Annotated in this window: 17 protein-coding genes, 1 tRNA gene, 1 other RNA gene and 3 pseudogenes; 18 read left to right on the top strand and 4 right to left on the bottom strand. The window is 42.3% G+C overall.

Annotated features, from left to right (window positions below; all coding sequences use genetic code 11):
* Positions 1-43: 43 nt before the first annotated feature.
* The 7 genes and pseudogenes from trpS (at position 44) to AC6IZ0_RS01265 (ending at position 10,123) form a co-directional block, all read left to right on the top strand.
* Positions 44-1,054 carry a tryptophan--tRNA ligase gene (trpS, locus tag AC6IZ0_RS01295; protein ID WP_497724784.1) on the top strand — a complete coding sequence of 337 codons (1,011 nt, stop codon included), beginning with the start codon at positions 44-46 and terminating at the stop codon, positions 1,052-1,054.
* Between the two features lie 59 nt (positions 1,055-1,113).
* The gene (locus AC6IZ0_RS01290) at positions 1,114-2,037 is read left to right on the top strand and encodes a methylenetetrahydrofolate reductase (RefSeq protein ID WP_497724783.1); all 924 of its coding nucleotides are present in this window, start codon (positions 1,114-1,116) and stop codon (positions 2,035-2,037) included.
* Between the two features lie 621 nt (positions 2,038-2,658).
* Positions 2,659-4,968: a M48 family metalloprotease gene (locus AC6IZ0_RS01285; RefSeq protein ID WP_497724781.1), complete on the top strand. Its 2,310-nt coding sequence runs from the start codon at positions 2,659-2,661 to the stop codon at positions 4,966-4,968.
* Positions 4,969-5,334: 366 nt separating this feature from the next.
* Positions 5,335-5,666 (top strand): annotated as a pseudogene (locus AC6IZ0_RS01280) (RNA-guided endonuclease TnpB family protein); the annotation flags it as partial.
* A 355-nt stretch (positions 5,667-6,021) separates the two neighbouring features.
* On the top strand, positions 6,022-6,510 hold the full coding sequence (locus AC6IZ0_RS01275; RefSeq protein ID WP_497724779.1) for an RNA recognition motif domain-containing protein: 489 nt from the start codon (positions 6,022-6,024) through the stop codon (positions 6,508-6,510).
* A gap of 606 nt (positions 6,511-7,116) precedes the next feature.
* A complete protein-coding gene (locus AC6IZ0_RS01270; RefSeq protein WP_497724778.1) occupies positions 7,117-8,379 on the top strand; it encodes a glycosyltransferase family 4 protein in 1,263 nt (420 codons plus the stop codon).
* A gap of 22 nt (positions 8,380-8,401) precedes the next feature.
* Positions 8,402-10,123: an Rqc2 family fibronectin-binding protein gene (locus tag AC6IZ0_RS01265; protein ID WP_497724776.1), complete on the top strand. Its 1,722-nt coding sequence runs from the start codon at positions 8,402-8,404 to the stop codon at positions 10,121-10,123.
* 268 nt (positions 10,124-10,391) lie between these two features.
* On the opposite strand, the gene AC6IZ0_RS01260 is transcribed toward AC6IZ0_RS01265, so the two are convergent.
* Entirely contained in the window at positions 10,392-11,954 is a 1,563-nt protein-coding gene (locus AC6IZ0_RS01260) for an iron uptake porin (protein WP_271732366.1), read from the bottom strand.
* A 363-nt stretch (positions 11,955-12,317) separates the two neighbouring features.
* On the opposite strand from AC6IZ0_RS01260, the gene AC6IZ0_RS01255 reads away from it, so the two are divergent.
* Together AC6IZ0_RS01255 and AC6IZ0_RS01250 are read left to right on the top strand one after the other, a co-directional pair.
* Positions 12,318-13,319 carry a metal ABC transporter solute-binding protein, Zn/Mn family gene (locus AC6IZ0_RS01255; protein WP_417006595.1) on the top strand — a complete coding sequence of 334 codons (1,002 nt, stop codon included), beginning with the start codon at positions 12,318-12,320 and terminating at the stop codon, positions 13,317-13,319.
* A 53-nt stretch (positions 13,320-13,372) separates the two neighbouring features.
* On the top strand, positions 13,373-14,140 hold the full coding sequence (locus AC6IZ0_RS01250) for a metal ABC transporter ATP-binding protein (protein WP_497724774.1): 768 nt from the start codon (positions 13,373-13,375) through the stop codon (positions 14,138-14,140).
* Positions 14,141-14,323: 183 nt separating this feature from the next.
* Here the strand turns inward: AC6IZ0_RS01250 and AC6IZ0_RS01245 are convergent, their stop codons facing one another.
* Entirely contained in the window at positions 14,324-14,587 is a 264-nt protein-coding gene (locus AC6IZ0_RS01245; protein WP_334310751.1) for an ArsR/SmtB family transcription factor, read from the bottom strand.
* Positions 14,588-14,766: 179 nt separating this feature from the next.
* Here AC6IZ0_RS01245 and AC6IZ0_RS01240 point away from each other — a divergent pair, with 179 nt between their 5' ends.
* Positions 14,767-15,636 (top strand): metal ABC transporter permease, encoded by an 870-nt coding sequence (locus AC6IZ0_RS01240; RefSeq protein ID WP_497724772.1) that lies wholly within the window; start codon positions 14,767-14,769, stop codon positions 15,634-15,636.
* 88 nt (positions 15,637-15,724) lie between these two features.
* Positions 15,725-15,796 (top strand) — tRNA-OTHER (locus tag AC6IZ0_RS01235).
* Positions 15,797-16,146: 350 nt separating this feature from the next.
* Here AC6IZ0_RS01235 and AC6IZ0_RS01230 read toward each other — a convergent pair.
* Positions 16,147-16,455: a DUF3067 family protein gene (locus tag AC6IZ0_RS01230; protein WP_497724770.1), complete on the bottom strand. Its 309-nt coding sequence runs from the start codon at positions 16,453-16,455 to the stop codon at positions 16,147-16,149.
* Positions 16,456-17,108: 653 nt separating this feature from the next.
* On the opposite strand from AC6IZ0_RS01230, the gene ltrA reads away from it, so the two are divergent.
* The 3 genes and pseudogenes from ltrA (at position 17,109) to petA (ending at position 20,682) form a co-directional block, all read left to right on the top strand.
* Positions 17,109-18,890, top strand: a complete 1,782-nt coding sequence (gene ltrA, locus AC6IZ0_RS01225) for a group II intron reverse transcriptase/maturase (RefSeq protein WP_497724769.1) — start codon at positions 17,109-17,111, stop codon at positions 18,888-18,890.
* 191 nt (positions 18,891-19,081) lie between these two features.
* Complete coding sequence (petC, locus tag AC6IZ0_RS01220) at positions 19,082-19,621, top strand: cytochrome b6-f complex iron-sulfur subunit (protein WP_271732361.1); 540 nt, start codon at positions 19,082-19,084, stop codon at positions 19,619-19,621.
* A 60-nt stretch (positions 19,622-19,681) separates the two neighbouring features.
* Positions 19,682-20,682 (top strand): annotated as a pseudogene (gene petA, locus AC6IZ0_RS01215) (cytochrome f).
* 63 nt (positions 20,683-20,745) lie between these two features.
* On the opposite strand, the gene AC6IZ0_RS01210 reads toward petA, so the two are convergent.
* Entirely contained in the window at positions 20,746-21,027 is a 282-nt protein-coding gene (locus AC6IZ0_RS01210) for a small RNA NsiR4-regulated ssr1528 family protein (protein WP_271732358.1), read from the bottom strand.
* A gap of 144 nt (positions 21,028-21,171) precedes the next feature.
* Between AC6IZ0_RS01210 and AC6IZ0_RS01205 the strand changes: the two genes are divergently transcribed.
* The 4 genes and pseudogenes from AC6IZ0_RS01205 to AC6IZ0_RS01190 all read left to right on the top strand — a co-directional run bounded on the left by AC6IZ0_RS01205 (position 21,172) and on the right by AC6IZ0_RS01190 (position 22,602).
* Positions 21,172-21,438: a YciI family protein gene (locus AC6IZ0_RS01205; protein ID WP_497724768.1), complete on the top strand. Its 267-nt coding sequence runs from the start codon at positions 21,172-21,174 to the stop codon at positions 21,436-21,438.
* 37 nt (positions 21,439-21,475) lie between these two features.
* Positions 21,476-21,572, top strand: an RNA gene (ffs, locus tag AC6IZ0_RS01200) — signal recognition particle sRNA small type.
* 26 nt (positions 21,573-21,598) lie between these two features.
* Positions 21,599-21,986 (top strand): annotated as a pseudogene (locus tag AC6IZ0_RS01195) (phasin family protein).
* A 217-nt stretch (positions 21,987-22,203) separates the two neighbouring features.
* Positions 22,204-22,602 carry a hypothetical protein gene (locus AC6IZ0_RS01190; RefSeq protein WP_271732354.1) on the top strand — a complete coding sequence of 133 codons (399 nt, stop codon included), beginning with the start codon at positions 22,204-22,206 and terminating at the stop codon, positions 22,600-22,602.
* Positions 22,603-22,607 lie beyond the last annotated feature (5 nt).

Below are 22,607 nucleotides of genomic sequence, written 5' to 3'. Positions count from 1 at the left end.
ACCGCCATATTCTTCGGGCGGATTTGAGATAAATTGGAAATTTATGGGCAAGCAGCGTGTTCTTTCTGGAGTTCAACCAACCGGTAATTACCATCTGGGTAACTACTTGGGAGCCATTCGCAATTGGGTAGAAGGTCAGAGCGAATACGAAAATTACCTGTTCGTGGCTGATTTGCACGCGATTACGGTACCACACGATCCCACAAGGTTAGCATCTGATACTTATACCCTGGTGGCGCTTTATCTGGCTTGTGGTCTGGATTTAAATCACTCGACGATTTTTGTGCAATCTCATGTTTCTGCCCACAGTGAGTTGACCTGGCTGTTTAATTGCATTACACCTTTAAACTGGTTACAAGACATGATTCAGTTTAAGGAGAAGGCGATTAAGCAGGGTGAAAATGTCAATGTCGGCTTGTTGGACTATCCTGTGCTGATGGCTGCTGATATTTTGCTGTATCAAGCTGATAAAGTACCAGTGGGTGAAGACCAAAAACAACATTTGGAATTGACTAGGGACATTGCAGCGCGGTTAAATCATCAATTTGGTAAACCTGATCAACCAGTGATCAAGTTACCATCCGCTTTAATTCGTCAGGAAGGCGCTAGGGTGATGAGTTTGGCCGATGGTACACGCAAAATGTCCAAGTCTGATCCGTCTGATTTAAGCCGGATTAATTTACTGGATACACCAGAGCAGATTCAATACAAGATTAAGCGCTGTAAAACTGACCCAGTTCGGGGTTTGACTTTCGGTGATCCAGAGCGTCCAGAGTGTAATAACTTGTTAACGCTGTATATGCTGCTGTCTGAGAAGAAGAAGGAAGAGGTAGCAGCAGAATGTCAAGATATGGGCTGGGGACAATTTAAATCACTATTGACAGAAACGACAATTAATGCGTTAAAACCCATACAGGAAAAATATCAAGGGATTATAGAAGATAAAGCTTATCTCCAGTCTGTTTTGCGTGAGGGACGGGAGAAAGCCGAAGCCATTGCTAATCAAACTTTGGCACAGGTAAAAACTGCTTTGGGCTACTCCCTACCTCTGTAAAGGTTTCACTTTTGGGCGTAATTCGTTATACCCTTGAAGAAAAGTGAAACATTAATGTTATGCAGGATACCCAAAATACCACAATTTTAAACTCATTTCGTCGGGCAGCCCAATCCGGCGAATTTTTAGTTACCGCGGAGGTAGCTCCCCCAAAAGGGGTGAATGTAGCACACATGATTTCAATGGCGGCGACCCTTAAGGGGAGGGTTCATGCTGTCAATATTACCGATGGTAGCCGCGCTGTATTACGGATGTCTTCTTTGGTAGCGTCAGTAATTCTGTTGCAAAATGGCATTGAACCGATTTGTCAGGTTGCTTGTCGCGATCGCAATAGAATTGGTTTACAAGCTGATTTGATGGGTGCTCATGCCTTGGGTATCCGCAATATTTTAGCTTTAACTGGCGACCCGGTGAAAGTAGGTGATCACCCCCATGCGAAAGCGGTGTTTGACTTGGAATCTGTGCGGCTCCTGCAAATGATTCGGAAAATGAATCAAGGCGTTGATTCTGATGAGAAGCCCTTGACAGATGGGGGGACTGATTTATTTGCTGGTGCGGCTGTGGATCCACAGTCTCCCAGTTGGTCAGGTTTGCAAAAGCGATTTGAACGCAAAATTGAAGCTGGAGCGCAGTTTTTCCAAAGTCAGATGATTACAGATTTTGAGCGCCTAGAAAAGTTTATGGATATCATAGCCTTGAGTCATAATAAACCCATTTTGGCAGGAATTTTCCTGTTGAAATCGGCAAAGAATGCTGAGTTTATTAATCGGTGTGTTCCGGGTGTAAATATTCCTCAGTACATTATTGATAGGTTGGCTACCGCAAAAAATCCCCTGGAGGAAGGAATGAAAATTGCTGCTGAACAAGTGCAGATGGCGCGACAACTATGTCAGGGTGTCCACATGATGGCGGTAAAGCGGGAGGATCTGATTGCACCAATCTTAGATTTGGCGGGAATTACACCAGTTATTAATGTCAATTAGATTACCTCTCAATCAAGGTTTTTAACCGGCGTTCAAGTCTCCCCTCTCCAAACCTGTGGAGAGGGTTTGAGGTGAGCGCAAAACAGCGAACTGACAAAAGCCCCCCGTGTCCTCAGCTTGGGGAGGTGCATTTATGGGGGTATGAAGCGAATAAAGTTTGAAAAGGATATAACCTCAGATAACAGTACCAGCCACCGTTTTGGTAACTGTGCCGAAAAATGACAAAAATGTCTATCACCTAAAATTTATATTTGTCCAGATTGTGGCAAAAATTTTGAAGATAGAAATATTAACGTGGTTGTCTACATCTTGCATCAGGGAATAAGTACGGTGGGACAGACTGGATAATATGGAAAGCGGAGTTTTGCTCTTGCACATTTCATGGAATTGTCAACAGTTACAGGGAGGTCATCGGTGAGTTGAAGTGAAGCGCGTAGGGTTTTCCACGCCGCTGCAAGCAGATCGCCCCGGTAGATTGGAGGAACATTAGTGTTAATGGGACTCAATGGCTACGCCACGCCAGCTATCGGGTGCAATTAATGACCACGGCATTAAGGATTTGCGCTTGTTTGCCACCGTGGATCAGTTACTGGACATTGGAGTAACCAAATTTCTATGCCTATGGCTACGCCACGCAAGCTATCAGATGCCGAACTGTCTTTGGAAGCCGGTTTAGTAGCCCTCAAACAAGGAAATTACCAAACTGCGATCGCTAAACTTACACCTGTGGCCACTAGTCAAGTAAATCCTAGAGCTAACTTACAGGCAAGGGTTGGTTTAGTCATGGCTTATGCACGCACTGGCCAAATTCGCAAGGCTACTATTCTGTGTCAGACTCTCAGAGAGAGCCAAGATACACGAGTTAAACAATGGGCTGAACTTGCTCTCAGACACTTGGCAAAAAGCCGTAAAAAAAGTAGTAAATCTATGGCTACGCCACGCCAGCTATCAGATAATCCCGGAGGTGAGTTTGTAACTGGTGAGAATTCTCAAAACGCTACCGCATCAACAACTAAGACCCCTGGGGTGGTGGAGTCCCAGAAACAGAGAGTAGCAGAAACTAGTCAATATTCGCGAGCCAGTCTGAGTAGCGTGCCGAATACGGTGATCCCGCAGAATTTGTTCAGATCCTCCAGCTATATAAAAACTCCTCGGAGTGAGATTAGTCCCAGCTTTCATCGGTGTATTTATTGGCGACAAGCCAAACGTGCTAAGGTATGGCAACCCCTGGGTAAGCCTCAGTTAATTCCCTTGCGGTTGCTAGGACTGGGAACATTCATGGCTTTGCTGTGGTTACTGGGAGTAATACTCAATTTAACCACGGCATTGATTAACTTTGCTTTAGACAAATTACCTTACCTAACAGTCCAAAAGTTGCCGCACAGCAACCCTGCGCCATTGTTATTGATAGTTTTATTGATTATGATGGGACTATCACCTTGGTTGTTAGATAGGCTATTAGGAAAGTCTTATGGACAGACTGAATTGTCCAAGGATTTATTAAATCGCCACAGTCGCGAAACGGCTAGAGTCATACAACGTTACTGTCAACAGCGTCGCTGGCACTGTCCTAAACTCCGAATTTTACCCATAACAGCACCAATGGCGTTGACTTATGGTAGTCTGGCTAACAACGCTCGGATTGTAGTCACTCAGGGACTATTAGAGCAACTGGCAGATGATGAAATTGCGACTATTTATGCCACACAGTTAGGACATATTGCTCATTGGGATTTTGCGGTTATGTCTCTGGTGTTGCTGCTTTCACTACCCATTCATCGACTATATGAGCAAATATCGACATGGGGAAACAGGAAGTCAGAGGGAATTTGGTATAAGCCCATCAATGTTTTGGCGAGTGTGATTTATGGATTGTGGTATGTGCTTACTACTATTAGTTTATGTTTGTCGCGGTTGCGGCTTTACTATAGCGATCGCCTAGCTGCGGAAATTACCGGTAATCCCAACGCTCTGACTCGTGCTTTACTGAAAATTGCCATGGGTATTTCTGCTGATATCCAAAAATCAGAACAAACAAGTTGGCATTTGGAAAGTTTAAATTTCTTAATACCAGTCGGTTATGAGCAGAGCCTTTGTTTGGGTAGTATTGCTGGTCAACGCCCCTTTGAATCTCTATTGATGTGGGATAGTCTTCATCCATATCGCCACTGGTTTACTATTAATAATAGCCATCCTTTAATAGGCGATCGCATCCAACGTCTGAGCCAAATTGCTCGCCATTGGCATATAGATACTGAAATAAATCTCAATAGCCTGGGGTTGACCGTAGCCGAAGCCCAAGCAACTTATCAGGTAAAGAGTCAGTCATTCTTATTGCAAATCGCTCCTTTTTTGGGTATTCTCCTGGGTTTGGTATTTGCGGGTTTCACTTGGCTGATGTGGCAAACTGCTGTCAATCTGAGGTGGTTAAATCTCCAGTGGACATACAAAGATTGGACTGTGATTACGGGTTTTCTACTAATGGGCTTTAGCATCGGTATGGTGTCGCGGATGAGTTCATTTTTTCCAGACATCAAAACTGCTACTGTCCAGGATGATCAAAGCCTGATCAACCTCTTAACTAATCCATCTGCGCTTCCTATTGATAGTATAAGCGTGCAACTTGTGGGTAAGCTCCTGGGTCGTCGAGGTACGGGTAATTGCTTAGGACAAGACCTAATACTTCAGTGCAGCACGGGGTTAGTGAAATTACACCACATTCCTCTGGGACAGTCAGTTAATCCCCAAGATTTAATTGGTCGGCAAATTATAGTTACAGGCTGGTTTCGCCGAGGAGCAACACCCTGGATTGATATTCACACAGTGCAAACTCAAACTGGTAAAAATATTTATAGTCCTCATCCCATTTGGTCTACTTTTGTGGCTGTAGCTGCACAGGCTTGGGGTGCATACATTTTTCTCACCGGCTAGTACTACCTTGAACTCAACAGCCAAAAGCCAAACTCACCTCCTAGGGAATGTGGATAAAAATTGCACCCTGAGTCAATGAATCTTCTTTTGCTCCAGAAGCCCGGCTGAAAACCCTACTAGAAAATCCAGGGGGGTATATCCCCAAAGTTAACCCTTGTGGGGATAAGAACCTCTGGACTAGATCACCCATGCAGTCACAAATATACCAGCCAATGGCTGGTTTTTGTTTATGATGATCCCCCTTGAGGAAAAAAAAGTATTTTATGCTACGATATACAAATGTTGTTATTAAAAATGTATGCTTTGAACTAGTTACGTAGATGATACCATGGTAATATAAGAAATGGTATTTAATTCTGCGGACAGAGCTATCCTAAGCAAGCATTAAAACTTGTGGGTGATCACATCAAGATTCCTTTGGTAAACACCGTTAAACGTTGGTTCAATTTTGATAGTTTCCTATCCTAATGCCATCCAATTTGCAGTTTGAAGACATTAAGGAAGTGCGAATCTTGCCAATAAATCAGTTTTTATTGCTGATTTCGTCTATAAAAAAAGAATCCGCAATCAACCACTATCTTAATCCAGACAACGCTTTAGCAATTGACCCTGGCATCAAGAATTGGTTAAGCTGTGTTTCCAACAGTGGAAATAGTTTTATCTTTGATGGACGCAAAGTTAAAAGTCTTAACCAATGGTAAAACAAACGTCTTGCAATGCTCACACAGGTCTGTATGCAAGTTTTGACCCTTGCTCCCAGATTTCGGATCTGGGAAACGAAAACTAAAAGCGAAGTGGCAAGGTTGATACCTGTCACGTAGCAGCAGTTGACAATTCCCGGCTCTTAAGACAGGGAAGAGGTGAAGAATCTGATAATTGAGGTGCTGTTAGCTGAGTATTGTATGCGCTTTTGTATTAAACAAGCCTGATCCCAACAAAAAATTGTATTGTATAGGTTGACAGTTTGGAGTAAAAAATTTGGTTGATAGCAGTTTTGGTAAAGTAATACTTTTCTTGCCTTGCCATATTCGTTCAAATCTGGAGGTATAGTTCATGTCCATTCGCCTATATATAGGCAATTTGCCAAAAGAAGAAATAGATCGTCAAGATTTGCAAGCAGTTTTTGCCGCTGAAGGCGATGCTGTGACTACAAAACTAATTAAAGACCGCAAAACTGGCAAATGCCGTGGTTTTGGTTTTCTCACGGTCAACAATGACGAGCAAGCTGATCAAATTATTGAAAAGTATAATGGTCAATTGTTCAAAGAGACGCCCCTCAAGCTAGAAAAAGCATTACCTCGAACCAAACCTGAGGAAGCTGAAGAGCAACCTGCTAAAGCAGCTAGTGGTGTTAGTGGTCATCCGGTTCCTACACCAAAAGAAGGCGGTCGTCGTGAGAAAGGTTCTAAGAAGTCACGGCGTGGCGGCGGTGGTGCTGTGCGGGAAACCAGCACAAGTGCTGAATCAGATGCAATTCGTCCAGATCCACGTTGGGCTTCTGAATTAGAAAAGCTCAAGCAGATGTTAGCAGCACAAAGCTAATTGAGTCTAGAGGGGAGAGGAATTAAAATTAAAAATCGCGGTTTTTAGGTTTTAATTCCCTATAAATCCCCCTTTGTCGAGTTTTTCTAGGAAATGATTATTAGTGTGGTGCCAAATTTTTCTGAAATTTATCTATGATCTACGCACATGGAAAAAAATTTCACAGGATTCTTTATGCCCATGTTGTGTGAATTATATCAAGAATCGCGATGTCTACCCTGAGCTAGGCCTAGGCAATGTCAGCAGATCGGGTCATGACGGACATATCTTCATACCCTCCTCTAAGTTAACTTTGGGGGAGGGTTGCTTTTATGAGAATTAGATTTGCAGTTATCTACTGGCATTAGATATCAATGTACAGTAGATTACATCTGAGTGAGGTACAAAAGGCTGGGAAAGATGCCCAACCCACAAGATTTATAATATTAAACTGTGTATTTTATACTTCACAAGTGCTGTATACGCAAATAACTATAGACTGAGTACCCAAAAGATTAAATTGTTGGACATAATTAAATTAAAATAAAGATTACTCAAAGTTCCTAAATAATCATGTAAAAGGCGAAACTTTGACGATACATTCTCAGAATAAGCAACAGACAAACTATGAAACCTACTACCGACAAATGTATTGCCTTAATTTCTGTTCATGGAGACCCGGCGATTGAAATTGGTCAGGAAGAGGCAGGTGGACAGAATGTTTATGTGCGTAATGTGGGTGAAGCACTCGCGAAGCTGGGATGGCAAGTTGATATGTTTACCCGGCTGAGTAGAGAACAAGATAAAATTGTGCAATTGAGCGAAAATTGCCGCACTATTCGTTTAAAAGCAGGTGCTGTAGAGTTTGTACCCCGAGATAATCTGTTGGCATATATGCCGGAATTTTTGGATAATTTCCTGGAATTCCAAAGACACAATGGTATAACGTATCAGTTGGCGCACACAAACTACTGGCACTCTAGCTGGATAGGGATGCAACTCAATAAAATCCAAGGTACGGGGCAAATTCATACTTACCATTCACTGGGAGCCGTTAAGTACAGTACAATAGAAAATATTCCCATAATTGCTAGTCAGCGATTGGCAGTGGAAAAAGAAGTGTTGGAGAGGGCAGAACGAATTGTGGCCACAAGTCCCCAGGAAAAGGAACATATGCGATCGCTGGTTTCCCCTCAAGGTAATATTGAAATTATTCCCTGCGGTACAGATATTCGTAGCTTTGGTTCTATTGACCGTCAAACAGCAAGATTACAATTGGGAATTGCACCGGAGACTAAACTTGTATTCTATGTGGGACGTTTTGATCGACGTAAAGGAATAGAACACTTGGTGCGTGCGGTCAACGAATCCCAATTACGTGGTGATCAAAACCTGAAATTAATTATTGGTGGTGGTAGCACTCCCGGTAATAGTGATGGGATGGAGCGCGATCGCATCGAGAATATAATTAATGAATTGGGGATGAGTGAATTTACGACCCTCACTGGTCGCCTGAGTCAGGAAATATTGCCGACTTACTACGCTGCGGCTGATGTTTGCGTAGTTCCGAGTCACTATGAACCCTTTGGACTAGTGGCGATTGAAGCCATGGCTAGTTATACGCCTGTAGTAGCCAGTGATGTAGGTGGGCTGCAATTTACTGTAGTTCCCGAAATCACAGGTTTATTAGCTCCACCCAAAGATGTAGCCGCCTTTGCAGCTGCAATAGATCGGATTTTGTTAAATCCACAATGGCGAGACGAATTAGGTAAAGCTGGAAGAAAACGGGTAGAAAGTAAGTTTAGTTGGGATGGGGTAGCCACCCAGCTAAGTCAACTCTACAGTGAAATTTTGCAGAAAAAAGTTAAAGAACCAGCATTGATCCAGTAATTAATAGGTCATCATAACTCTTGTGCAACCAGTTGACTATACTACCCTAACTGCTGCTTGTAGCGAACTACGCGCTCACTGGCTGCCATCTCGATTAGAACAAGTTTATCAGCGCGATCGCTATACTATTGCTGTAGCATTACGCACCCTCAAACAAAGGGACTGGCTAGAGATTTCTTGGCATCCCCAAGCGGCGCATATTTGTATTGGCGAACCACCCCCAAGATTACCAGATACATTTACCTTTAGCCAACAATTAGTACATCAATTAGGTGGCTTGGCCTTGGTGGAAATTCAAGCCATCGCCCCTTGGGAGCGTGTTGTTAACTTACAATTTGCCCGCCGTCCTGGAGAGGAGGCACTGTACCATATATATGTAGAGGTGATGGGCAAATACAGCAACGTTATCCTCACCGATGCTAACAATATGATGATCACAGCTGCCCATCAAGTTGGTCAGCATCAATCTAGCGTCCGTCCCATTCAAACCGGACAACCTTATGAAACCCCACCCAAACTCACTGGACCTGTTCCTAGTTTGAATGAATCCGCTCAACGCTGGCAAGAACGGGTCAGCTTAGTACCAGGAGCAATTAAGCCTCAGTTATTAAAAAGTTATAGCGGCTTGAGTTCTGCCTTAGTGGAATCCATGTTAATTGCGGCAGATTCAGCCCCGGAAACCAGCACAGAGCAGCTCCAACCTGACGACTGGGAACGACTATTTAGACGATGGCAAGAATGGCTACAAGCATTGGATTTGAATAAATTCCAACCAGCTTGGACAGCAAAAGGATATACAGTCATGGGTTGGGGCGCAGTTGCACCAGAAAAAGATATCCAAACCTTAGTTAACAGATACTACACTGACGAATTAAATCAGCAAGTATTTTCTCAGTTACGGCATCAATTAAATCAAAAATTATATACTATTTTAGTAAAAATACGTAATAAAGCGCAAACCTTTGCCCAACGCCTGCAGCAATCAGAACAAGCAGATGAATATCGCAAAAAAGCGGATTTGTTGATGTCTCACCTGCAAAAATGGCAACCAGGGATGACAGAAATTATCCTGACTGATTTTGAGACAGAACAACCAATAGCCATCGCCCTCTTACCAGATAAAAACGCCGTCCAAAATGCCCAACGCCTTTACAAACAGCACCAGAAACTTAAACGCGCTCGTAGTGCTGTGGAACCATTGCTTGGGGATGTCAACTCAGAAATTAACTATTTAGAGCAAGTAGAAGCCGCCGTCGCTCAGATAGAAAACTACCAAACAGCAGCAGATTTGCAGGCTTTGGAAGAAATCCGTGACGAGTTAATTGCACAGAAATATTTAGAAGACCCAGGATATCGCAGTCGCGGCGAAACCACAAGCACGAATTTTCATCGTTATCATACCCCCAGCGGGTTTGAAGTCTTAATCGGTCGTAATAATCGTCAAAATGACCAATTAACCTTTCGTGTGGTTGGAGATTATGATTTATGGTTCCACGCTCAAGAAATACCCGGAAGTCATGTACTACTACGTTTAGAACCGGGTGCAGTTCCCGAATCCGTAGATTTACAATTTGTGGCTAATCTTGCAGCCTACTACAGTCGTGGCCGTCAGAGTGACCAAGTACCAGTAGTTTATACTCAGCCCAAGCACGTTTACAAACCCAAAGGAGCCCAGCCGGGTATTGCTATTTATAAGCAGGAGCGCATCATCTGGGGACAGCCGCAATTAGTCATTAGTGATTAGTCCGTGAGAATTTTTCGCCATTTCCACCTGCGGGAATTTTGAATTTATGCTCTTAGATAGAGGCTGATTGTCGGGGGATATATGTTTTTTTAGAGATTTTTATCAAAAAACTGTGTTGACTGTTACAATAATGTTAAGAAAGGTTGCCCGTTAGTTTTGGGAACGTGCAATTTGGTTTTCACTCTATTGAGAAGACAACGCGGAAAAAGATATTTTAGACCAGCTGTGGAAAGCTGGTCTTTTTTGTGGGATATGAGATTGGTGATCTTTAGAAACTAAATCTAGTTCTCAGGGCACCAATCACAACATCATTATTGTTATTGTTATGATTGGGGGATGTTAACCAGATCAGACCGGGGGTAATGGTAATGTTGTCACTGAGTTGATACTGGTAGAAAGCTTCCAGGTGATAGGAGGTATCTGGATCTGTACTTACTCCTAGAATGGTGGAAGTTGTAACTTTAGGTTCTACACCAGCAATAATCCCGGCTAAGTTACCTCTTTTACCCAAATCCGGGAAGCCCAGGGTAACGGCATAATTCCAAATTTCAGCCTTTCCGGGGTTACCTGTTAACTGACTGTTGGTGTATCCAGCCCAACCACCTAAGACAAATCTTTCACTGATACCAATGGATGCTTGAAGGCCGTAGGAATTGCTGGAGAATGGTGTGTCTATGTTTTGGAAGATGGCATTAGTGCTACCACTAACTAGGGGCTTGCGGTAGGAGTTGATATAAGTTAAACCTAGGCTAATGCGATCGCTTGGTTTAAGAGTCAGCTGTGCCAAAGCGCCGTAAGGACCATTAAATAAACCGCTCCCATCTGAGGGTTCGTTAGGAGTAGTAGTTAAATATCCTAAGTTGAGTGCTAATCTGTCACCGAACTGGTGGCTGACTCCCAACCCCGCACCACCTAGCTGGTTGTAAATTGGGTTACGTGTACCAAAGGTAGACAAGGCACCACGACTACCATCACCGTCAAGTATATTGACTGTATTGGTGATGTCATCTGCAGCGCCATTATTGGCGATCGCAACTACTTGTGTGTTTGCACTGAGGGGAAATTTGTAAAATACAGTATCTATCTGGGCATCAGTAGTGCCAGTCCCACCAGCAAAGGCTAAACCACCCTCTGGTGTACTAATGTTAGGGCTGAGAAGATTGTTAGCGGCGATGCGGGTAAACAGGGTATCTTGCCCTGTAAAACTGGTAACAAATTCAATGCGCGATCGCAGTCCCAGGGTTGTATTCTTCTGTGTGATGCTTTGATCATCGCCCAAAACACCACTCATAACTGCCACTACTTCCCCTTGCAGCTTAGTAGTAGTGGAAAACTGATTTGCTTCCAATTTAGATGTGCGTGCTTCTAGTAAATCTACGCGCCCCCGTAGTGTTGCTAGTTCTGCGGAGAATTCTTCTTGCAACCTTTGTAGTCTGAGTATATCTTGTTGTGTGACTACGTTGGTAGTAGCCTCAGCAATTAATTCATTTACCCGATCTAAACAAGCATTCAAAGCCGCGGCGAACTCATATCTGGTTAAAGTGCGATTACCGCGAAAAGTGTTATCTGGATAACCTGAAATACAACCATAACGTTCAATCAATGAGCGCAATGCTTGAAAAGCCCAATCAGTAGGTCTGACATCAGATAACTGAGAAACCGAGGTAGTTTGGGCTATTACCTCACCTGTTGTCAAGTTATGAGCTTGAGTTTCTTGATTCTGTATTACTGATGTTGTCGGTATTTCCCCTGCATAGACAGAGCCACTAAACAACAGGATATTACAGGCAAATACTGGGCTAATCGGTAGATACTTCCAGAATTCTCGCATTTCCTTCCTCACACTTATTTATCGTAGATTGCACTCACACTCAGCATTTTCGAGAATAATTTGCTGAAAAAGTATATTCAGGATATTAACAGGAGTTTAAGAATTTTCCTATCACTACAACTTAACAACCTCTTTTTATACTTAAGGCAAAAATTAAAAAAAACAGTATCTTAGGTAACACTTATTAGTTATTCCCGTGCCGACAATATCAAATAATTAACATATTTTATACTCTATTCGATTGACTGCACCAAGATATTAGTTGGGTAACTCCTGCATATTGTGTGAGAATGAGACTTATTCTATAATATCCAAGTAAGTTCATTGACAAAAGTAGAGTAATCATTAAGGGTTATAAAAACCGTGATCTGGAATCTTTTAAGACCTATAACAGGTAGACACAGCCGAGGTATCCTGACTTTAATAGCTCTACTGACATTTTCAGTGGTTATTGGCTGTAACCAATCAAACACAAGTACGGTAGAAGAACAGACACCCCAAGTACAGCCAGAAAAAACCAAAGTTGTCGCTACAATTTTGCCGACTTATTTGTTTACTAAGGCTGTAGCTGGAGAAGCAGCAGATGTATCAATTATCGTGACCCCAACTACCGATGTGCATGATTACCAATCAACACCGGATGATGTGAAAGCGATTTCTACAGCCGCAATATTAGTAAAAAATGGGTTGGGATTAGAAGAATTTCTGGACAATACTATCAAAAATGCCGAAAATCCTGACTTAATCAAAATCGATGCTAGTCAAGGTCTTAAAACGTTAAATGCCATTTCCGCGGTTGATAAAACGGTAACAGAACATGGTCATAGTCACGGTCACAGTCATGACCATGGTGATGGAAATCCTCACGTGTGGTTAGACCCGGTTTTAGTAAAACAGCAGGTAGTAAATATTCGGGATGGATTAATTGCTGCGGATCCTGCTAATCAAGCTACTTATGAAGCCAATGCTGCGGCTTATCTGCAAGAATTGGATAAATTACATCAAGAGTTTGAGCAAACTTTACAGAAGACTCCGAACTGTACCTTTATTACCTTTCATGATGCCTTTCCATATTTAGCTCAACGCTATAATCTCAAACAGGTTGCTGTGGTGCAAATTCCTGAAGACCAACTTTCACCAGCAGATGTACAAAGAGCTGTTAACGCTGTGAAAAAGTATAATGCTAAGGCTGTATTTAGCGAACCAGGGGTAGATAATAAGTTATTAACTAGTCTTGCTCAAGATTTGAATGTAACTGTGCGTAACTTGGATTCTCTAGAAACTACTGGGGGTGATACAAATCCACAGTATTACTTCCAGGCTATGAGAAACAACTTGCAAATTCTTGAGGCTGGGTGTCAGTAATTGCATGGCAACGCCAGTGATATTAATGATTAATTACCGATAATCCAGGACTAATGATGTCTCCTATTTTAAAGGTCGAAGGATTAAATGTATATCAAGGCAGTTATTTGGCTGTTAGAGATGTGACATTTGAATTGCTAGCAGGAACAGATACGGCTATTGTTGGTCCTAATGGTGCCGGTAAAAGTACTTTGGTAAAAGCAATTTTAAATTTGATTCCCCACAGTAGTGGTCGGATTGAAATTTTTGGTCGCCCGATGACCAAGTTAGGAAAGTTGCGTCACCGATTGGGTTATATGTCCCAAAATTTTATCTTTGACCGCAGTTTCCCTATTTCTGTAGGCGAATTAGTGGGACTGGGATGGGAAAACCCCAACAAAAAGCAAAATTTATTTTTTCCCTTGTGGAGAAAAGATAGGCAAAAGTCCGTAGCAATAGGGGAGGCGATGCGGCGAACCGATGTTTATCATCTCAAGGATAAAGCTATTGGAACTCTCAGCGGGGGTCAGTTGAAGCGGGTATTGCTGGCTTATTGTTTGGTCACTCCTCGGCAATTATTGATACTAGATGAAGCCTTTGCCGGCGTTGATGTCCAGGGTATAACAGATTTTTACGCGTTGTTAAATGAGTTAAAGCACGAAGAAGGTTGGACTGTGCTACAGGTTTCCCATGATATTGATATGGTCAGTCATCATTGCGATCGCGTTCTGTGTCTGAACCAAACTGTTGTATGTACTGGTAAACCTGAAATTGCCCTTTCACCCCAAAATCTATTAGCAACCTATGGGCCAGGATTCAGTCCTTACCATCATCAGCATTAATATTTTCAGATGGGGTATTTATAGGCTTTTTCAGGCTCATGAAGTACACACCAATTCCCTATTCCCTATTCCCTGTTCCCTGTTCCCTCAAACTAAAAAAAAATGTACCTCACGAGCATGGGAAATGCTATATTATGGTAATTTACTGCTAATGAAATTCTGCCATAACTTTGATTTTTGTTTTTATTCTGGTTCATCTAAATGTTCAGCAACAGCCTGATAAAGATGGAAAATATGATGATCGTGGAGGTGATAAAATACATTACGCCCTTGTTTACGATAGCGGACTAGTCGCATTGCTCTTAGGTTTCTTAGCTGATGGGAAACCGCCGATTCGCTTATGTTTAGTAATCCTGCTAAATCACCTACACACAGTTCTTTGGTCGCTAAAAAAGAAAGAATCCTCAGACGATTAGGATCTCCTAAAAAGCTAAAAAATTCTGCCATACGTTGAGCTTTTTCGGGGCTGATAATTTGTTCTGCTAAGTCTTGCACAATACTAATATCTATAGTGATCTTTCTTAAATTATACTCAATGTTTTACAGTTTCAAAATTAAATCTAATTTTAATCATCTTATTTGTTTGATGGGAGTTTTTCAAGATTTACCTTATATAGATTGTCGTTATGTACTTATACTCGATTTTACTGACAAACTTAGTAGCGATCGCCCCTGGAGGTGATTTAGTAAATTTGTTACAATTTCCTTTCATGCAGCGAGCGATCGCCGGTGCTGTATTAATGGGAATACTAGGAGGATTACTGGGCAGTTTTGCGACATTGCGCCAACTATCGTTTTTCAGCCATGCTGTGGGTCATGCAGCATTAATTGGTGTGATCTTAGGGGTATTGCTACAGTTGGATCCAACTTTGATGCTACTACCCTTTACATTAGTATTTGGGGTGGTTGTCCTTTATTTGATTGATAAAACCGATTTAGCCAGCGATAGCGTTCTGGTAATAGTGCTATCAGGAGCATTAAGTATTGGCTTGCTCTTGACTAGCTTCGTCCCCGGTTATCGGGGAAATTTAATGAGAGTATTGTTTGGGGATATTCTGGCCATCGACAATACAGATTTGATTGTGACGCTAGTCTTGCTGGTAGTCAGTGGCGTATTTTTATTTTCCACCCTGCAACAGCAAATTTTGCTGACCCTTAACCCGGATGTAGCTCAAGTACAAGGGGTTCCGGTGCAATTGTATCGCTATACCTTTGTAATGCTACTTTCCCTAGCTGTGGCTGTGACAATTACAGCCGTTGGTGTTTTGCTAGTCAATGCTTTTTTAGTGATTCCCGCTTCTACAGCCAAGTTGATGAGTCATCACTTTCACCGCTTTTTGGTGTTATCAATCATCATAGGTTCTACCACAAGCATTGCTGGTATTATGGTTTCGGGTGTTTTTAACCTGGCATCAGGGCCTAGTATTGTGGTGGTGCAGTTTTTGTTTTTTTTGGCTGTTTTCTTGTCAGTGAAGTTGAAGTTGAAACTAAATTGAAATCTTGGGAAATTTTTTTCCTCCAACCCCTTGCCAAACTCTTTTGCCTGTGCTAAATTAAATAATCGTTGGTTAAATAAATCAACCAGCCGGGATAGCTCAGTTGGTAGAGCAGAGGACTGAAATCCTCGTGTCACCAGTTCAAGTCTGGTTCCTGGCATTTTATTTTATTATAACCCTTGAGGCTGATTAGTTTCAAGGGTGTAATCATAACGGGAAATCATCAGATAGGTCAGATGGGTGAATCCTCAAAAGAAAAAAACGATGGTTTTGGCAAATTTATTAAATATAGCATTTCCCATGCTCGTGAGGTACAATTTTTTTTAGTTTGAGGGAACAGGGAACAGGGAACAGGGAATAGGGAATAGGGAATAGGGAATAGGGAATAGGGAATTGGTGTGTACTTCATGAGCCTGAAAAAGGCTTTATATCAAGATATCAAGTCAGATTGGGTGCTAAAAGTTTTAATACTTGCCCCTAATTGTCTATGTAGGGGTGTAGGGAATTATATCACATCATCCATTCCGATGCGCGTTCGCCTAAATCAAGAGGAATACTCACAGCCTTACCTAAACGGGGACGCTCCCGGGTTTGGGTAATAAATGTTTGCACTTGCACAGCACCACCCAAGGCATGAAGATAATTAGCAATGCTATCAAGATGTTCTTGGTACTCCGCCTCAGTCAAGGGAAAAGAAGCTTGCTCAAGATACTTCCACATGATTTGTAGAAATATCTTGCCTTTTGTGCGGCGTAACTGCAGATCATAGGAGTATCCCCACTTGTCAAGTAATAATTTGCGTAATTCCTTTCCTGTCATAGCTTTCCTCCATTAGATTTTACATTTAGTTATGATGTTACGTTCCGTGACTCAAGTATGATAGAGATATAAAGGTGCGACTCGTTCTCTCGATCGGGAGCATATATGCTCAGGGATGAGAGGCAAGACTGGGTAAAGCCAGACTCTTGTAACTGTGTGTTCATGTGGGTGAGAATCCCACCCCCTAGGTGCAAGGGTGACAGCATCCTCCTTACGGTAGCGACTAGCCATCAATCTGTAAAGCAGGAGGAAAAGGCGTTCTTACTGGGAGCCTAACCTGGTACACGTCGAGCAAAGTACCCATGAGTAAGATTTCCTAAGATGTGTCTGAAACGTCGTTACTGTCAAACCAGCCAAATCAGGCTGACAGGCTGGAACCAAAAGGTAAAGGATAAGGAAACGGCTATTCTTTTTTAGACCGTTAAGCACTTCCGAAAAACCCGGCGTATAGCATCACTCTAAAGGTACATAGAATGGACACACGGAACGAAGTAACCCCTTGTTAGCTCTTTTAGAAGGTCGAATCTAAAAGTAGGTGCTAACCGGATGCTGCAAGTGGGAAAGATTGAGTCAGAAGCGAACGCTTAGGGTAATGCCTAAGATATGCTGACAGATTCACGGTGATATGGATGATAAAGTCTCAAGTAGGAGTCATGTCTAAAACGAGTGTAAAGACTACGGTAGAATGGAACACGATTAACTGGAAACAGTTAGAACGTCGTGTTTACAAAATCCAAAAACGAATTTATCAAGCCTCAGCCCGTGGTGATGTCAAGGTGGTTCGTGGACTCCAAAAGATGCTGATGAAATCTTGGTCAGCTAAAGCTTTGGCTGCACGTAGGGTAACTCAAGATAATCAAGGAAAGAAAACCGCCGGGGTTGATGGAGTGAAAGCTTTATCACCCAGCGAAAGACTGGAATTGGTAGATGAGTTAAAACTAGGGTCTAAACCCAAACCAACCAGGAGAGTTTGGATAGACAAACCTGGAAGGGATGAAAAAAGACCACTAGGAATACCTACAATGTATGATAGGGCGCAACAGACGCTTGTCAAACTGGCATTAGAACCAGAATGGGAAGCAAATTTTGAACCTAATTCATACGGTTTCAGACCAGGACGCTCATGTCACGATGCCATAGAGGCAATATTCAACGCTATCAGATACAAACCCAAATTTGTATTAGATGCTGATATTGCTAAGTGTTTTGACAAGATTAACCATCAAGCATTGTTAAAGAAACTGAACACTTACCCTAAACTACGTCGTCAAATCAAAGCGTGGTTAAAAGCAGGTGTGGTTGATAACAAAGTCATGTTTCCTACAGAGGAAGGCACACCACAAGGTGGAGTCATATCACCTCTTTTGGCAAATATAGCCTTACATGGAATGGAAGAAATCATCAAAGATTTTGTATCCAAACTACCTGGTAAAGGTAGAAGTAAAACACAAAAGGCGGAAGCAATATCAATCATCAGATATGCAGATGATTTTGTCATTCTACATGAAAATCTAACAGTTATTGAACAATGCAAGGAAATCTTAGTTAAATGGCTAAGTGAAATGGGACTGGAATTAAAACCTAGTAAGACCAGATTGGCTCATACTTTGTATGAACACCAATCAGAAAAACCAGGATTTGATTTCCTTGGATTCAATGTGAGGCAACACCCGGTTGGTAAATACAACTCAGGATTGAACTCAAAAAAGGAAATACTAGGATTTAAAACCATCATCACCCCATCCAAGAAATCTGTTAAGAATCATTACGAAAAGATTTCTACTACCATTAAAAGAAACTTACCATCACCACAATTGGGATTGATAAGTAAACTTAACCCCATAATCAGGGGATGGAGTAACTACTACTCATCCGTAGTAAGTAAAGAAGTCTTTAGTAAAATTTTTAGTCAGGTTTATCAACGACTCTACAGATGGGCAAAGCACCGACACCCCAATAAAACCAACAAATGGATAGCCAATAAATACTGGCACACGATTGGGGATAATAACTGGGAATTTGCAGTTAAGATGGAGGATAAATTCATCAAACTGTATAGACACCCACAAACTCCCATTGTACGTCACGTCAAGGTTAAAGGCAATGCCTCACCATTTGATGGTGATTGGGTGTACTGGAGTTCAAGAATGACAAACCATCCCGAAGCCAACAAAAGAGTATCGACACTACTCAAAAGGCAAAAGGGTAAATGTCCAGAATGTGGGCATTACTTTAGGGACGGTGATGTAATGGAAGTAGACCACATCTTACCCATCTCCAGAGGTGGAAAAGATGAATATAAAAATTTACAACTATTACACAGACATTGCCACGACAGAAAGACAGCCAGTGATGGAAGTCTTGCAGGTATTCATGACAAGAACCATATTGCTGAGGAGCCGTATGAGGTGAAAATCTCACGTACGGTTTTGTAGACGAGTCGGTTGGGTGACTGACCGGCTTAGTTTAATAAATGTAATGCTAAGAGAACAGATGCTCAATATATCTTGAAATAAAGAAATTTAGCATCATTGTAGTCCTTGGCATTTCGACTTAAACAGGAGTTGCTCAAGTGTTGGTACTCTTGTAAGCATGATGAACAAAATACACAAAGAGCGCGTAGATTATGGCTCAATTTTCTGAATCAATGGACGTACCCGATATGGGGCGTCGTCAGTTCATGAATCTGTTGACTTTTGGAACTGTAACTGGTGTGGCTCTGGGTGCATTGTACCCTGTAGTCAAGTACTTTGTTCCACCTGCCAGCGGTGGCGCGGGTGGCGGTACCACAGCAAAAGACGAGTTGGGTAATAATGTTAGTGTAAGTAAGTTTCTGGAAAGCCATAACGTAGGCGATCGCCCCTTAGTTCAAGGACTCAAGGGAGACCCCACCTATATTGTGGTAGAAAGCAAAGAAGCTATTGCTGATTACGGTATTAATGCTATCTGCACACACTTAGGCTGTGTTGTTCCCTGGAATGTAGCAGAGAACAAGTTTAAGTGTCCTTGTCACGGTTCCCAGTACGATGCAACTGGTAAGGTGGTCAGAGGCCCAGCACCGCTATCTTTGGCTCTCGCACACGCCAAAGCAGAAGATGACAAAATCGTCTTGACCCCTTGGACTGAAACCGACTTCCGTACCGGTGAAGAACCTTGGTGGTCTTAATTAAGTGCCGCGACTAATCACCAATGACCAGTTAACCAGAGAATCATTGTCCTTATAGAGATGAGAAATGCCTGTACCACAGCGAGTGTGACTCGCACTGCTAAAGCAATGGTCAAAACATTGCTCATAGCGATCGCTACCTTGACATTTTACTTGACTAGCGATCTAGCCTTACCTCAAAGCGCTGCCGCTTATCCCTTTTGGGCTCAACAAACCTATCCTGAAACTCCCCGGGAACCGACAGGGCGGATTGTTTGCGCTAACTGTCACCTAGCAGCTAAACCAGCAGAAGTAGAAGTTCCTCAATCAGTTCTACCTGATACTGTGTTTAAAGCAGTGGTGAAAATCCCCTATGATACCAGCGTGCAACAGGTTGGGGCTGATGGTTCTAAAGTTGGCTTGAATGTCGGCGCTGTACTGATGTTACCCGAAGGGTTCAAAATTGCACCAGCAGACCGCATTCCTGAGGAACTTAAAGAGGAAGTAGGTGATGTTTACTTCCAACCCTACACTGAAGACCAGGAGAATGTGCTGCTTGTAGGACCATCCCCGGTGAACAGTATCAAGAAATCGTCTTCCCAGTTCTTTCTCCTAACCCAGCTACCGATAAAAATATTCACTTCGGTAAATATTCAGTTCACCTAGGCGCAAACCGTGGACGTGGACAAGTTTATCCTACTGGCGAAAAGAGCAATAATACCATTTACAATGCTTCCGCTACTGGTACAATTACTCAGATTGCGAAACAAGAAGATGAATATGGTAGTGCCAAATATCTAGTTAACATCCAAACAGAATCTGGCGATACCGTTATTGATACCATTCCCCCCGGTCCAGAATTGATTGTTTCCGAAGGACAATCTGTTACTGCTGGTGATGCTTTGACTAATAACCCCAATGTGGGTGGATTTGGTCAGAAAGATGTAGAAATTGTATTGCAAAATTCCGCAAGGGTTCAAGGATTGATTGCCTTCATTGCTCTTGTGATGTTAGCTCAAGTTATGCTTGTGCTCAAGAAGAAGCAAGTGGAAAAAGTCCAAGCTGCTGAACTTAATTTCTAAATTCTTTGCTAAATCAATGAGTGTGAGGACAGGCAAAATGCCTGTCTTTTTTTGTATGTTAACTTATTTACCGGCGTAGAAAAAAGCGATTTCTTTGGGTTTGAGGGGCGCAAAACCTGCTTCTACCAGCATTTGATCTAGTTCTGGTTGTGGAATGTGTTTAGCGCCAATGCGCACAATCCGCGATCGCATGGTATTCGATACACCACTGCGTTGTCTATTGGCCTCTAATCCCATCACCTGATTATACAGTTCTAGTTTTTCTGGGGGAATGGGGGAACCATCAAAATCAATTCCCTGGGCGATCGCTTCATCGATGGCATCAGCACCTTTAGTTGTACTCATGGTATTTTATTCTCAATTCTCTGGGTAGATTTTACCAGTCTTTCCCGGATCAAGAAAAAATATCGAGTCTTGCGGATGAATGAGCTAGTTTTGAGGTAACTTTACTTCACAATCAGATACAAAAAATTACGAGGTACTAATTAAATGCCTTTGTTTGTGAAAATTGAAGCCGGTAAAGTTGATAAATCCACCTTTGACCAATATGTCCCCGCCCATAGAGCCTATGTTGAGGATTTGATTGCTCAAGGACACAAAGCCCGCACAGGCTATTGGGTAGAAGACAGGGGCGGGATGTTACTGTTTGAGGCGGACTCTAGGGATGAAGCAGAGTCCATTGTGGCTCGTGACCCATTGGTGCAGCATGGCTGTGTGACTTATCAGCTTTATGAATGGAAAATTGTTGTGGAATAACACACACTTTGGGTATTTTAGTGTTATAGTAGTCGTAGACCTGGACATACGCGACTGTAACGCCCAAATCTTGTCAGGACCGGAAGGTAGCAGCAATACGGGATGCTTATAGTAGGCGTATTATCCGGGTCGCCCTATTTTTTAGCAGCGCTGAGTAACAATGCCTGGTTTTGGAGATATTGTTCAAAAAGCTTTTTACTTGGGTGTAGGATTGGCTGCTTACGCCACTGAGAAAGCAGGGGGTAAGTTGGGTGAACTGCGATCGCAAATCCAGAACCTGGCGGATGACATGGTGGCTAAGGGCGAAATGAACACGGAAGAAAGTCCGGCGTTTTGTCGAAGATATGATGAAACAAGCCCAACAGTCGCCGAAATCTAGTGAAACTCCGGAGCAAAAACCAGCCTCTGAACCCCGCCGCATTGAAATTTTAGAAGAAGATGAAGGGGAAACTGTCAAAGATTCCCAAGATGCAAATAATGTTGATAAACTGCGTCAGCAAGTTCTCCAACTACAAGAACAGTTGAAAAAACTGCAAAAAAGCGAATAAGAGTAGTATTTAATACTAGCGATACTTAAACTAGGTGTATTATTGTTTGAGTTAAGATAAATGAATCATCCGGTTTACCAGAGATAGTGAAGTTTCACAGAAAACCGGGAATCTTAAGTGCAGAAATTTGATAATATACATTGACTAGGATGTATTATAGTGGTGCAAGCCTGGTAGCACTAAACGTCCTGTTGACATTCAGTAAGGGCGTAGGTTTATGGAAGAATGGCAAAAAAACTTAGGGGAAATCCTGGAAACTGTAGCTGATGAAGTAGAGCGTTTTTTACTGGAAGTAAGTGACATGATAGATGGATTTTTTGAAGTCAGCGAAGAATTATCTGATCAGGTACAAAATTATATAGCTACGGAAATTGACCAGTATTTACAGGAACTAACAGATCCTATTTTGGAGGTTTACTGGGAACTGGAAGATGTGATGATAGATACAGATATTGGTTTCCCCTACGGAGTAGAAGCAACACCACAAAGGAATGCTGCTTGTATAGGTTGTCAGAATTATCACGGTCAAGTTTACGGTGGTAATTTGTTAGTCTGTGCTATGCATCCCCATGGGTGGGATGATGAAAATTGTCCTGATTGGGAAAAAGAAAATTAGAGCCA

Source organism: Anabaenopsis sp. NIES-4685, assembly GCF_059725405.1.
This window is presented reverse-complemented; position numbering and strand designations above follow the sequence as displayed.

What these genes read in the sequence shown, in the direction of transcription:
- ltrA (WP_497724769.1), top strand. Translation starts at nt 17,109, where the DNA reads ATGTCTAAAACGAGTGTAAAGACTACGGTAGAATGGAACACGATTAAC.
- AC6IZ0_RS01290 (WP_497724783.1), top strand. Translation starts at nt 1,114, where the DNA reads ATGCAGGATACCCAAAATACCACAATTTTAAACTCATTTCGTCGGGCA.
- AC6IZ0_RS01270 (WP_497724778.1), top strand. Translation starts at nt 7,117, where the DNA reads ATGAAACCTACTACCGACAAATGTATTGCCTTAATTTCTGTTCATGGA.
- AC6IZ0_RS01260 (WP_271732366.1), bottom strand. Translation starts at nt 11,954, where the DNA reads ATGCGAGAATTCTGGAAGTATCTACCGATTAGCCCAGTATTTGCCTGT.
- AC6IZ0_RS01250 (WP_497724774.1), top strand. Translation starts at nt 13,373, where the DNA reads ATGATGTCTCCTATTTTAAAGGTCGAAGGATTAAATGTATATCAAGGC.
- AC6IZ0_RS01285 (WP_497724781.1), top strand. Translation starts at nt 2,659, where the DNA reads ATGGCTACGCCACGCAAGCTATCAGATGCCGAACTGTCTTTGGAAGCC.
- AC6IZ0_RS01240 (WP_497724772.1), top strand. Translation starts at nt 14,767, where the DNA reads ATGTACTTATACTCGATTTTACTGACAAACTTAGTAGCGATCGCCCCT.
- trpS (WP_497724784.1), top strand. Translation starts at nt 44, where the DNA reads ATGGGCAAGCAGCGTGTTCTTTCTGGAGTTCAACCAACCGGTAATTAC.
- AC6IZ0_RS01245 (WP_334310751.1), bottom strand. Translation starts at nt 14,587, where the DNA reads ATGGCAGAATTTTTTAGCTTTTTAGGAGATCCTAATCGTCTGAGGATT.
- AC6IZ0_RS01275 (WP_497724779.1), top strand. Translation starts at nt 6,022, where the DNA reads ATGTCCATTCGCCTATATATAGGCAATTTGCCAAAAGAAGAAATAGAT.
- AC6IZ0_RS01210 (WP_271732358.1), bottom strand. Translation starts at nt 21,027, where the DNA reads ATGAGTACAACTAAAGGTGCTGATGCCATCGATGAAGCGATCGCCCAG.
- AC6IZ0_RS01230 (WP_497724770.1), bottom strand. Translation starts at nt 16,455, where the DNA reads ATGACAGGAAAGGAATTACGCAAATTATTACTTGACAAGTGGGGATAC.
- AC6IZ0_RS01205 (WP_497724768.1), top strand. Translation starts at nt 21,172, where the DNA reads ATGCCTTTGTTTGTGAAAATTGAAGCCGGTAAAGTTGATAAATCCACC.
- petC (WP_271732361.1), top strand. Translation starts at nt 19,082, where the DNA reads ATGGCTCAATTTTCTGAATCAATGGACGTACCCGATATGGGGCGTCGT.
- AC6IZ0_RS01190 (WP_271732354.1), top strand. Translation starts at nt 22,204, where the DNA reads ATGGAAGAATGGCAAAAAAACTTAGGGGAAATCCTGGAAACTGTAGCT.